This window comes from Segatella copri, assembly GCF_009495355.1.
Taxonomy (GTDB): Bacteria; Bacteroidota; Bacteroidia; order Bacteroidales; family Bacteroidaceae; genus Prevotella.
In genome coordinates this window covers 58210-70977 of record NZ_VZAD01000085.1, presented here as the reverse complement: position 1 = coordinate 70977, position 12768 = coordinate 58210, and the positions used below count along the sequence as shown (strand labels likewise).

10 protein-coding genes are annotated in these 12768 nt (G+C 47.8%); 2 read left to right on the top strand and 8 right to left on the bottom strand.

Going from position 1 to position 12768, the window contains the following annotated elements; all coding sequences use genetic code 11:
- On the top strand, positions 1 to 230 hold a 230-nt coding region (locus tag F7D20_RS11310; protein ID WP_228114181.1), incomplete at its 5' end, for a transposase.
- Positions 231 to 348: 118 nt separating this feature from the next.
- On the opposite strand, the gene F7D20_RS11305 is transcribed toward F7D20_RS11310, so the two are convergent.
- Both F7D20_RS11305 and greA read right to left on the bottom strand, forming a co-directional pair.
- Entirely contained in the window at positions 349 to 750 is a 402-nt protein-coding gene (locus tag F7D20_RS11305; RefSeq protein ID WP_022252339.1) for an HIT family protein, read from the bottom strand.
- A 162-nt stretch (positions 751 to 912) separates the two neighbouring features.
- On the bottom strand, positions 913 to 1380 hold the full coding sequence (gene greA, locus F7D20_RS11300) for a transcription elongation factor GreA (RefSeq protein ID WP_158464125.1): 468 nt from the start codon (positions 1378 to 1380) through the stop codon (positions 913 to 915).
- Positions 1381 to 1759: 379 nt separating this feature from the next.
- Between greA and F7D20_RS11295 the strand changes: the two genes are divergently transcribed.
- Positions 1760 to 2227 (top strand): nucleoside deaminase, encoded by a 468-nt coding sequence (locus F7D20_RS11295; protein ID WP_158464124.1) that lies wholly within the window; start codon positions 1760 to 1762, stop codon positions 2225 to 2227.
- Positions 2228 to 2395: 168 nt separating this feature from the next.
- Here F7D20_RS11295 and F7D20_RS11290 read toward each other — a convergent pair whose 3' ends face one another.
- The 6 genes from F7D20_RS11290 to F7D20_RS11265 form a co-directional block, all read right to left on the bottom strand.
- Positions 2396 to 3238, bottom strand: coding sequence for a DUF4886 domain-containing protein (locus F7D20_RS11290; protein ID WP_437182671.1), 843 nt, complete (start codon positions 3236 to 3238; stop codon positions 2396 to 2398).
- A gap of 17 nt (positions 3239 to 3255) precedes the next feature.
- Positions 3256 to 5544 carry a beta-glucosidase BglX gene (gene bglX / locus F7D20_RS11285; RefSeq protein ID WP_158464123.1) on the bottom strand — a complete coding sequence of 763 codons (2289 nt, stop codon included), beginning with the start codon at positions 5542 to 5544 and terminating at the stop codon, positions 3256 to 3258.
- A 14-nt stretch (positions 5545 to 5558) separates the two neighbouring features.
- A complete protein-coding gene (locus F7D20_RS11280; protein ID WP_194253559.1) occupies positions 5559 to 6944 on the bottom strand; it encodes a glucoamylase family protein in 1386 nt (461 codons plus the stop codon).
- A gap of 212 nt (positions 6945 to 7156) precedes the next feature.
- Complete coding sequence (locus F7D20_RS11275) at positions 7157 to 8011, bottom strand: endonuclease/exonuclease/phosphatase family protein (protein WP_158464122.1); 855 nt, start codon at positions 8009 to 8011, stop codon at positions 7157 to 7159.
- Between the two features lie 150 nt (positions 8012 to 8161).
- Positions 8162 to 9658 carry a RagB/SusD family nutrient uptake outer membrane protein gene (locus F7D20_RS11270; protein ID WP_022252331.1) on the bottom strand — a complete coding sequence of 499 codons (1497 nt, stop codon included), beginning with the start codon at positions 9656 to 9658 and terminating at the stop codon, positions 8162 to 8164.
- 19 nt (positions 9659 to 9677) lie between these two features.
- Positions 9678 to 12698, bottom strand: a complete 3021-nt coding sequence (locus tag F7D20_RS11265) for a SusC/RagA family TonB-linked outer membrane protein (protein WP_158464121.1) — start codon at positions 12696 to 12698, stop codon at positions 9678 to 9680.
- Positions 12699 to 12768 lie beyond the last annotated feature (70 nt).

The window sequence follows — 12768 nt, the reverse complement described above, 5'->3', positions numbered from 1 at the left end:
AGCTGATGCCGTTCTATGACAGAATGATGCTGCGCAAGAGATACATTATCGAAACCATTAACGATATGCTGAAGAATACGGCACAGATTGTACACTCACGACATAGATCTGTAAGCAACTTTATCATGAACCTTATTTCAGCATTGGGAGCATATTGTTTCTTTGACAACAAGCCAAAGGCATTGCAGGGATACTGCATCGAAGAAACCAAACAGCTGTCACTATTCTAAGGGCAAAACAACTTCTTTCAGCCTTCTGTTATTACCCACTCCTAATGGAATGGGGAGGAGGCGTATTCACGCTGCATTTATATCGTATTAAACACTCGGTTATCCCGAATTGGGGTAATTATAGTTTTTTGAACGCTTCGTATATCTTATTTGCGATATCCTTGAACTCCTCTTCTGATAGCTTGAGATGTTCCTTGCGGAAGTTCACATCAGCCTCGCTGTTCATAGGGATGAGGTGGATATGGGCGTGAGGCACCTCGAGACCGAGAACCACCTGTGCCACTTTCTTGCAGGGGAAGGCAGCCTTGATGGCCTTAGCCACTTTCTTGGCGAAGACTTCAAATTCGGCCAGGTCCTGGTCTTCCATGTCGAAGATATAGTCAACTTCCTTTCTTGGAATCACCAATGTGTGGCCTTTACCGATAGGGCTAATATCGAGGAACGCATAAAACTTGTCGCTTTCTGCACACTTGTAGCTGGGGATTTCACCGGCAGCAATCTTTGAGAAAATACTTGCCATAGTCTGTTTCGTTTTTATTGTTAATCAAAATCTGTCGTTGCAAAGCATGTGTCGTGCCACACACCGACATCTCTCATTCTCTGTATATATTTGTTTGGCTTACATATCATAAAAAAGGAACTGCCATAGGGGTTTGTCTGCCCTTATGATAGTTCCTTATTTTTACTCGAATGAAATTTTGTCGATGCGCAGTTTGATAGTGCCGCGTGGAATCTTGATTTCCACAATCTCGCCCACTTTCTTGTTGAGCAAGCCCTGTGCGATAGGAGTCTTGATAGAAATCTTGCCCTCCTTCAGGTTGGCCTCGCTCTCGCTCACGATGGTATAATTCATCTTTGCCTTGTTGGCCATATTGGTCATCTCCACCTTCGACATGATCTGCACACAGTCGGTGCTGAGCTGCTTGGTGTCGATGATCTTAGCCTCGGCAATGGTGAGCTTGATGCGGTTGATCTTGTCTTCCAAATGAGCCTGTGCCTCCTTGGCGGCATCATACTCTGAGTTCTCGCTCAGGTCACCCTTGTCTCTTGCCTCAGCAATTGCGGCTGATGCCTTAGGGCGCTCCACAGAAACGAGCTGTTTTAGTTCAGCTACGAGATTGTCGTAACCTTCTTGTGACATGTAAGCCATAATTTTTCTTATTGTTTATTATTATTAATAATGTGTTCTTAGAGATGGGGTAAAAAATAAAGAATCCCGGTGCCTGTATAGCATCGGAATCCCCAATCTTATATTCTCTATTTTTTATTTTCGTACCTATATCTGTTTGCAAAGATAGGACTTTATTTCTGAATCGCCAAATATTTTCGATGAAATTTCATAAAAGTGCGGACTTTTGTCTCTTTTACGCATTTGCCTAAGCATCAAACAGGTATAAAACTTGTGAAAAAGTCAGAAGTCCCTTATATTTATACTCCTAAGATGTGGCTTATTCGTTAAAAAGTTGTATATTTGTAACCCCGATTTTAAAAAAATGGGATGAGAATGTATAACTAATAACTCGAACAACATGACAAAAGAACAACTGATGCAAAGAGCTATCCTCCTGTCAGAGAACAGCGTGCGCCATGGTGGTGGTCCTTTCGGAGCCGTCATTGCCAAGGATGGTGTTATCGTGGCTGAGGCCTCCAATAGTGTTACCATAGACCAAGACCCTACGGCTCATGCCGAAGTGAATGCCATCCGTATGGCTACCCGTGCCTTGCACACTTTTGATTTGAAGGGTTGTGAGATTTATACCTCTTGCGAGCCTTGCCCCATGTGTCTTGGCGCTATCTACTGGGCGCATCTCGACCGTATCTATTATGCCAACAATCGTCAGGATGCAGCGAAGATTGGTTTCGATGATGAGTTTATCTATGAGGAGATCGACCGCAAGATAGCAGATCGCCATAAGCCGATGATTGCCTTGATGCGCGATGAGGCTTTGGGGGCTTTCCGTATGTGGGAAGAAAGTACTGAGAAGACAGAGTATTAAGAGCGCTATCTCCCTTTTATAAACGCTTTTATCCTTACGAGGTGCGAAGTCTGAAAAATAAACAAAACGTCCCGATGCAGGATTTCCTTGCGTCGGGACGTTTTTTTGTTACGATGGATATCTTGTTAAAAACCTACAAACTTAGGTTGTTGTTCGCCTTTTCCTCTCTTACTTGATCTGCGTAATCACGAAAGGATGTTTTACGGCAGCATGGGCAGCTTTCTGTGCGATGCTCTTCTGTTGCTGTGTTATTCCTTCGGGTGCATAGCTGTTTCCTACAACCGACTTCTTGAAGATAGCCTCAAACCAAGTACAGGCAGCAGTGTATCTTCCGTACACCAACTGCAGATGGTAGCCATCACGGTTCAGGTTGTCGCCCAAGCTCGATGTGCGGGCATTCTGTATAGCTGTTCCTGCCGGCACCAAGATGTCGATAGGTGCATCCTTGAGAGCCTGTTTGGCTGCGCCTAAGATGGAAGAGAACATGGTGGCCTGACTGTTGCCATACTTGCGGAAGCCGTCATGGTTGGAAGTCTGAGCGTAAGCCCATGTCTGATGGAAGATAATCTTAGCCTTGGGTGCTTTTTGTTTCACATAGGCAATCAGTTCGTTGAGATAGGGCTGGTATGTGTAGTAGACTCCAGAGAAATGGCTTGCCTGCTGTACGCTCACATAGTCCCAGTCTTCCTCGCTCAAGGCTTCGCTCACCTGCTTGTTGGGTGTCTCCACCATCTTGCCGTCTATTCCTGTCTTTCTGTATCTATATGCCTTCAGGTCGCCTTTTACGCATTGTATGTGTCTTTCGAGCGAGCATCCGGGGATATATAGATTGGCCACTATGGTCTGTATGCCTTCGGCATCAGCCAACTCGTGCAGGTTCTGCTCAATGGCATCTTCAGAGAAGCTGTTGCCTATGGCGAGAATCTTTACCGTATTCTCGGCATGGACCTTTGGAAAAGCCCATGCCAAGAGGAATGTCAATATAAGCCAGATATTTTTCATATTCTTCATATTCCGTGTATAAGTCGTTATTTCAATGTGAAGGTGAGGGTCTGTACATCCTTGCTGTTAGGACCTACCATTACCTCGAACTCGCCAGGCTCGTTCTTGTATTCCAACTCCTGGTTGTAGAACTTCAGGTCTTCAGGGGTGATGGTGAAGGTGACGGTCTTGGTCTCTCCCTTCTTGATAGAGATGCGTTCGAAGCCTTTCAGCTCCTTTACTGGGCGAGAAACGCTGGCAGCCAGATCGCGTATGTACATCTGAGCTATTTCGTCAGCATCGTAATTTCCCGTATTGGTGATGTCTACGCTTACACTGATCGTCTCGTTGTTGGTCATTGTGTTGCTTGAGAGCGTAGGCTTGCCATATTTGAAGGTGGTGTACGACAGACCATAACCGAATGGGTACAGTGGGTCGTTGTCTATATCGAGGTAGTTGCTGGTAAACTTAGAGAACCATTTACCCTCTTTCAGTGGCCGTCCCGTATTCAGATGGTTGTAGTAGAGAGGTATCTGACCTACACTCTTAGGCATGGTGGCAGTAAGTTTTCCGCTTGGCACCTTGTCACCGAAAAGAACGTCACAGATGGCATCGCCCGATTCGCAACCACCAAACCAAACGTTGAGGATGGCTGGGAAATTCTCCTGTTCCCATGTCATGACGGTGGCACGGCCCGAGAAGTTGACGAGTACGATAGGTTTGCCCGTCTTCTTCAGGGCTATGAGCAAGTCTTTCTGTGCGTCGGGCATCTCGAGATTGGTGCGGCTGCTGCATTCGCCACTCATCTCTGACGACTCGCCCACAGCAGCAACGATGATGTCGGCTTGCTGAGCCACGTCGAGTGCTTCCTTCAGCATTTCCTCGTTGCTTCGGCTGTCGCGCATCTCTCTGCCAAACATGGTGGCATCAGCTTCGCGCTTGGCATCATACATCAGGTTGGAGCCCTTGGCATAGAGAACCTCTGCCTTTCCTTCCAGTGCCTTCTTCATAGAACCGAGGATGGTCTTGTTGTCATCGAGACGGGCCGCAACGCTCCATGTACCCGACATGTTCTTGGAATTGTCAGCCAACGGACCGATAAGGGCAATCTTGCCCTTGCGCTGCAAAGGCAACAGATTGCCTTCGTTCTTGAGCAGCACGAAAGTCTTGGCAGCTATCTCGCGTGAGAAGGCTCTGTTCTGTGGAGTGTAGATTTCCTTCTTGGCGCGTTTCACGTTGCAGTATTTGTATGGGTCGTCGAAGAGTCCCAACTTGTATTTGGCTTCCAGGATGCGGCGGCATGCTGTATTGACGGTTTCCATCGTAACTTTGCCCTCGTTGATAGACTTCTCTATAGTGCCTAAGAATCCGTCAGCCACCATGTCCATATCGGTACCTGCATTGAGTGCCATGGCTGAAACCTGCTGCAGGTCGCCCAGTCCGTGGGCTGTCATTTCCAGGATGGCAGTATAGTCGGTTACCACCATTCCTTTGAAGCCCCACATCTTGCGCAGCACATCGGTAAGCAACCATTTGTTGCCTGTTGCGGGAACGCCGTCCACCACATTGAATGAGGTCATCACGCTCAGAGCGCCGGCGTCAACAGCAGCCTTGTAGGGAGGCATATAGTAATTGAACATGCGCCAGTGGCTCATGTCCACCGTGTTGTAGTCGCGTCCTGCTTCTGCACCGCCATAGAGTGCAAAGTGCTTCACGCAAGCCATCACGGTGTTGGGAGCTGCCAGATTCTGTCCCTGATAACCCTCCACCATGGCTTTTGCGATGCACGAACCGAGGTATGGGTCCTCACCGCTTCCTTCTGCCATACGTCCCCATCGTGGGTCGCGGCAGATATCGAGCATAGGACTGAAAGTCCAGTTGATACCATCTGCCGAACATTCTTGTGCGGCTATCTGGGCTGTACGCTTGATGGCTTCCATATCCCATGAGCATGAGAGCGAGAAGGGGATAGGGAATACGGTCTCGTAACCATGTATCACGTCCATACCGAAGAGCAGTGGGATGTGCAGGCGGCTCTGTTCTACGGCAATCTTCTGTACTTCTTTGATTTTCTCAACACCTTTCAGGTTGAAGAGTCCGCCTACTTCGCCACGCTTGATTTTGCTTGCCACGTCGCTGCTTTTTGCCTGGCCGGTAACGATATCTCCTGTAACAGGAAGGTTCAACTGACCGAGTTTTTCTTTCAGCGTCATTTTATTCATCAGGTTATCGATGAAGGTGTTCATCTTAGCCTCATCGCTTTGGGCCTGTGCCATGGTGGGGCAGAGGCTTGCTGCCAGCAGGGTAAATGCTGCAAGAATGTTTTTTGTCTTCATATGTCTAAGTCTGTTTAATTGTTCTTGAATCCGAGTTTCTCGAGTCCCTGTTGTATCTCAGGACAACTCATGAAGAGTCGCCAGAGCAGTCCCGAGCGATAGTTCTCTATCATAGGGGTGATGGTCAGCTGGTCTATGGCAAGATAGCGGGGTACTGTCCAGTGGGCAGTCTCCGAGAAGGCATCGTAGAAGCCATATTTGCCCCAAATCCAGTTGCCCTTGTTCCAGAAGTATTTCAGGGCAGCCATAGACTCTGTAGGTGTATATGGGAATGATGACAGAGCAGCTGTAGGTGTGATGACACCTAAGTCGTTGTTGGGCGCATGGGCAGAATATCCGTTTACCGAATAGCTTGCTGTCAGTCCCCAGCAGTCTTTGCCGTAGCCTTTGTATCCCTTCGGGTTACGCACGCAGTATTCATAGTCGCTGAGGGCATGGTTTCTCACCACATTCCAGTAGTTGGCATACGTGTCGCTCAGGTTCTTGGGGTTGAGGCAGATATAGGAATACTGTGCCCAGAACAGCGGACCGCCAGTCTGTTCGGCGCCATTGTGCTTCAGTTCGAGAGGATAGCCGTAGGGCTTGGCATTGCTCTTGATGCCGCCGCTCCTTGCCCATCCCTTGTGATAGCAGTCTGCCGGGATAGAATGGGTGGGTGAGGAAGCTCCCAAGATATAGGTGATGAGGCATTCGTTGTAGCCTTCGAGTGGGAAGTTCATATCCCAGCCATAGTTTGGCGACCAGTGCCAGTACAGCACGTCCTGTCCGCCACGTCGGTACCAGTCGAACTCCATCTCTTTCCACAGTTTGTCAATATTGCTTGCCAAGAGTTTCTCCTGTTCGTTGCCATTCTCGAAATACTGGCGTACGCACAGCAGACTTGCCATGAGGAATGAACTTTCTACGAGGTCGCCACCATCATCTTTCTGTCCGAAAGGAACGGTCTTTCCTGTATTGCCGTCTATCCAGTGCGACCAAACACCATGGAATCGGTCGGCTTTTCCTAAGAAATCTACTATCTTGGTAAGGCGCTGCACACCCTCGGTACGGCTGATGTAACCTCTGTCTATACCTGCCAGCAGGCCGGCTATGCCAAATCCGCTTCCTCCGGTAGTCACCACATGCTTGTCGTTCTGTGGATAGATACCATCGAGGTGAATGCGCTCGGGTGCCAGCCCGGAGTTGGGGTTGGCTCCATCCCACATATAATTAAGGTGGGTCTTCTCAATGTAGTCGAGCATTTCCTCATCGTTGGCAAATGAGGAGGGTCTGCCTGTTACGGCAGGAGTGGTACCTGGTTTGTCGCTCTTGTCGGTAGAACTGTCTGCCGAGGCGCTGCAAGATGTCCAGGTTAAGGACAGAAGCAGCAATGAGATAAGTGTCTTGGTTATTTTCATCATCAGAATATCTTTTAGTTATTGTGTCTTTTTTTATTGTAGGGATGTTACCATGGGGCGTTTTTTCTCTGTGAAGAAAGGAGCGAGGTTGCACAGGAGCAGTCATCTTGACATTGATGACTCTCTGTGCTTTTTCTCTGATAATGTTGGAAAAGGATTTTCCGGGATAATATACATACAGATGGCGGTCGTGGTCGGTAGACATCCGTGTGTATTCATTTTGTATATTCTAAGTTTACGAATACTGCATTGTGGTCGGACAGATAAACCTTGTCGGGCTTATCACCGATAACTCTGTAGCGAGTAGCTTTCAGCTGGTTGCTGATAAAGACATGGTCGATAATGCTTCGCTCGTTGAGTGGCAGTCTGCCGTAATCGTGCCATGTCCAGTCTGGACCATAAACGATGGCTGCCTTGTTGCGGGCGTTTTCCATCTTGTTGGCTCTCAGTATGGCAGAAGGCTCTTCATCATCGGTACAATTGAAGTCGCCGGTGATGATGGCAGGCATGTTCTTAGCTACTTTCTTCATCTTGGAAAGGATGAGCTTGATGCCTTCCTTGCGTGCTATCTTACCGTCGTTGTCGAGGTGGGTGTTGAAGTATACCACCTGCTTGCCGGTTTTTTTGTCTTTCAGTATCGCCCAGGTACAAACACGGTTGTAAGAAGCGTCCCAGCCCTTCTTTCCGAACCGTTCTGGTGTCTCGCTCAAGGCAAAGTCGCCATGCTTTACCATACTGAATTTGTGCTTGTTATAGAAGATTGGGCTGTGTTCGCCCTGATGTTTTCCGTCATCTCGTCCTACACCGATGCCCTCATATATGTCATTGAGAGCAGCCTTGAGGTCTGCCATCTGGTTGGGGCATACTTCCTGCATGCCCAAGAGGTCGGGCTGATAATAGGTGAGCATCTTTGCCACCTCGCCTTTACGGTTGTCCCAACGGTTTTCATTGTCTACCGAGGCATCCAAACGTATGTTGAACGACATGACGCTGATTTGTGCTTTGGCTTGCGATGTAAAGCCTGCAACAAAGAGAGAAAGTAAGAAGAGAGTTTTTCTGAAGATATGCATAGTAGTGTGTATAGAGTATATGAAAAGTGAGTAGCGAATAGTGATAATGAGTTGTCGGAAGATTCATGAACCAGCCTTCTGTAACGAGGGACTGGCTCATGAAATCGAAATAGAGCTTATGAATTATTCAATATGAATGACGTTTTCTCGTTATTCGTCGATAGGATCCTTTTTCAGGTCGGCATTGTCGGTGATCTGAGTGAATGGCAATGGATAGTAAGTCTTTTCTTCTGTCCATCCCTTAGCACCAAGAACGCTTTTCGCCTTGCCTGTTCTTACGAGGTCGTTGTAATACTCACCCCACTCACCGCAGAGTTCCATGCGACGTTCGTCCAAGATCTGGTCTACAGTAACATTCTGCAGCTCTGGCATCTGGGCTCTTGTTCTTACTGTGTTGAAAGGAGTATCACCATTCTTGCCAAGGCGAACCTTTGCCTCTGCATTCATCAGCAGCACGTCAGCATAGCGCAGTACACGAACGTTGTTATTGCAACCATACTTGTTTCTGCCTTCTGTCAGCTGGTTGAGAGGAGTATAAGCCTTGCCGTTCCAGCAGTTTGTTCTTAGTGGGTTGGTCTGTTTCTTTACTTGGTCGCCACTTGGGGTTGTTGTACCACCTACAAGGAAAGTTGTGGTAGCTCTTACCTGCTCACCACGGTTTTCTGCCCACTGACGGAACTCGTCAGAATAGCCCATGAAGCCCCATCCGCTTGAAGAAATTTGCTGACCCTGGCTGCTGAGACCAGAGATGCTTGGACCCTGGAAGTTGAACCACTGGTCTACATCTACCAACTCGCCGGAACCCTGACCGAAGTCAGTACACTGGCATTCGAAGAGAGACTCGTCGCAGAGTTTTCCTGGAATTTTGAACAACTGATAGAAGTCTCCGTAGAGTTCAAACTTTTGGCTGTTGATGATGTCATCGGTCAGTTCCTCTACCTTATCGTACTGCCCCATGTTGAGGTAAACCTTGGCTGCTAAGGCTTCTGCACTGTATGCAGATACAGCTCCGATGTGTGCCATTTCGTTAGGACGTACCTTAGGACAGTTCTGGATGGCGTAGTTCAAGTCTTCCAACATATATCTGTTGACAGCAGCAACGGTAGAACGTGTCAGGTTAGTCTGAGTGTTGTCACGCAGAATGGTGACAGGACCGAAAGCCTGAACCAAACGGTAGTAGGCGTAGGCGCGAAGGAATTTTACCTCACCCTGATAAGAGCGGTTGGTAGTTTTTTGTGCGTCGGTAGTGGCATTGGCGGCATAGCTGTCGAGTGACTCTAAGGCAGAGTTGGCTACCTTGATGATGCCATAGTACTGATTCCACATCTCGTTGAGACCCCAGAAACTGTTATCAGAGTAGTTGAAATTACCGAAGTCTACCAATTGGGCTTGGTCGTCTGGCTTTCCAGACCAGATGTCACCGTCGCGAACAGTAGACAGAGGCCATATTACCCAGTGCATAGCTCCTGTTCTAACCTTGGCATAGACACCCGATACGGGCATATACATATTGTCGAGGTTGGTATAGTCTACTTTCTCCTCAGGAACAGAGTTCTCTGGGTCGATATCGATGTAGTCACTGCATGACGTTGCGCCGAAAAGCAACGATGCAAGGGCTAATACTGATAAATATTTATTGATTTTCATTGTCTTGATGTTTTAAAGGTTAGAACTGAATTTGAATACCGAATGTATAAGTGCCTGTCAATGGGTAAACTTCTGTATCCCATCCCTCAGGATCGCTCAACTCAGGAGTGAAAGCATTGGCACCAAACAGAGTCAAAGGACGGTCGGCTGTCATACTCAAGCGGATAGATGGCAATGTGTAGCTACCCAACTTCAGGTTCTTGAAGCTATAGCCTACTGTTACGTTCTGAATACGGAAGAAATCAGCATCCTCTACGAAGAAGGAGTTGGTCTTCTGGTCTGATACGTTCCAGCCCTTTGTAAGAGCCTTGGCTGATGGATAGCTGTTGGTAGAACCTGCACCTGTCCAGCGATTCTCATAGAGATCCTTGTCGAAGTTGAAGTCGCTCTGTGCATATCTCAAGGCACGCTTGCGGTTGAACATCTGTGCACCAGACTGTCCGTAAGTTGTCAATTCAAAGTCGAGGTTCTTCCAGTTGAAGCCGAGGTTGATACCATAAGTAAAGTTAGGAATATAAGAGCCCAATGTCTGGCGGTCTGCACCGTCGATAATGCCATTATGATCTACGTCCTCATACTTGAAGTCACCAGGCTCCAGTCCGTTGGCTACAGCAATAGGGTCGTTTTGGCACTCTTCTGCGGTCTGGTAGATACCTACTACCTTGAAACCATAGAATGAGTTCATCTCCTTGCCTACGATGTTCACGGTCTTTCCACCCTTGATGATGGAAGCGCCGCCGAGATCCTTTACCTTATTATTAAGGAAAGAGAGGTTGGTACCTACATGGTACTTGAAGTCCTTGCCGATTCTGTCGTTCCAGGTTGCTGAGAAATCGAAACCTTGGTTCAGAATCTTACCATAGTTGCCTGCCAATGTCTTATTGTCGAAAGAGAGGCGAGGTGAGATAACAGCGTGCTTAGTCATGCGATGGAAGTAGTCTGCATCGATGTTCAAGCGGTTCTGGAGAGTAGAGAGGTTGAAACCTACGTTGATTTCATCTACCACCTCCCACTGCAGCCAGCTGAAGTAGGTTGTGTTCTGGAAGCCAGGAATAGTTGTGTTGCCGAATACGCCGGAAACACCGTTACCTGTGGCGATAGATGCAAAACCGTCACTTGCTGCAACGTGGTCGTTACCGAGCTTACCCCAGCTTGCACGAAGTTTCAAGTAGTCGATAGCCTTCACGTCCTTCATCCAAGGCTCTTCGCTGATAACCCAAGAAGCACCTACTGAAGGGAAGTAACCCCACTGGTCCTGATACTTAGAAGAACCATCGGCACGCATGGTGAACATCAGGTAATACTTGCTGTCGTAATCGTAGTTCAGACGTGCGAAGTATGACAAGCCTCTGTATCTTGTGCCACCATCGCCCAATGTGCGACCTGTAGGATTACCCTGGCTCAGATAATGGTAAGCATCGCTTCCCTCTGGTACACCAGTAGCATTGCCCCACAAGTTCTTATAGGTCTCCTGGCGCATAGAAGCACCCAACATAGCACCAAAGTTGTGCTTGGCGTAGCTATCCTTATAGGTAATGGTGTTGTCCCAGATATAGCTGCTGTACTGTGAGTTGCTCTTGTTGAGGTTGGTAGTGTTGCTCTGCTGTGAGTCACTAACATAGTAAGTAGGAGTAAACACAGAACCATTGATGTCTTGGAAGTTGTAGCTGATGTTAGTCTTGAAGTTCAACTTCTGTGGCAGGAGATTAATCTGTGCATAGAAGTTGGTCATGTACTGGCGCAACTCGTTCTTGGCATCGTAGTATTTTGCTGTAGCTACAGGGTTCTTGAAGTTTGTAGACAGACCGATGCTGCTTGGCGTAGCATATTTGTCAGGGAATGCCTGTGCGTTCTGCTCGTCGAATACTGGGATGAGACTTGGTGTGTTGAAAGCCTGCTGCCATGCGGCATTGTTTGGCAATACCTGATCACTTTTGCTGAATACGCCATTGAAACCGACCTTCAACCAGCTGGTAGCATCATAGTCTACTGCTGCACGGAAGTTGAGGCGCTTGTAGTTGTTTTCTGTATCCATGATACCATCCTGGTAGAGGTAGCTGATACCGAGAGAGTAGGTAGCCTTGTCGCTACCACCGCTGATGCCTACGCTGTGGTTGGTGATAACTGCTGTGCGTAGCAATTCCTTGTACCAGTCGGTATCAGCACCATAAGTCCACTTGTGGAAATCGCTGTCAGCATAGCTGCCACCAAAGCGGTCGATGGCTGCTTTCATCGTAGGAGAGTAAGCATCGTAGTTAGCTTCCATCAACATGGTGGCATACTCCTGAGAGTTGGCCATTTCCAACACATTGGTAGCCTTCTGGAATCCGATGTAACCGTCGTAGGTAATCTTGGCCTTCTGCCCCTTGGTACCCTTCTTTGTCGTGATGATAACTACACCATTTGCTGCACGCACACCATAGATAGCAGCTGCAGAAGCATCCTTAAGGATCGACATTTCCTGAATGTCTTCGTTGTTAAGGAAGTTGATGTCGTCGTAGAACATTCCGTCTACTACATAAAGAGGAGAACTGTTGGCAAAAGAGCCTGTACCTCGAATACGTACGGTAGGACCGGCTCCAGGAGTACCGCTGCTTACAACGTTCACTCCAGCCACCTTACCCTGAAGGGCAGTCATGGGTGATGATGAGGGAGTTGACTGGATGTCGGCTGCCTTGATAACGGTGATAGGAGAGGTAAGATCCTTGGCCTTTGCAGAACCGTAACCGATGACAACTACGTCGTTGAGGTTCTGGAAATCATCCTTCAATGTGACATTGAGGTTGCCTGAAGCCTTGAGGGTAACAGGCTGCATACCCACATAAGAAATGTTGATAGATGCGTTAGGATTAACTTCCTGGATGGTGAAGTTACCGTCTATGTCCGTAACGGTAGCTTGCTTTGTACCGAGTACTTTGACAGTGGCGCCAATGACTGGTTCGCCAGAACTATCCAAGACAGTACCTTTGACAGCCTGAGCTTGGGCAAATGCCAGCTGGGCTACAAAAGCGCAAATGAATAATAATAGGTTCTTTTTCATGTTTTTTTGTTTTAAGATAATTGTTAATTCAAAACTGCTGTGCAAAGTAAATACTTTTTAAAGGTTTGGG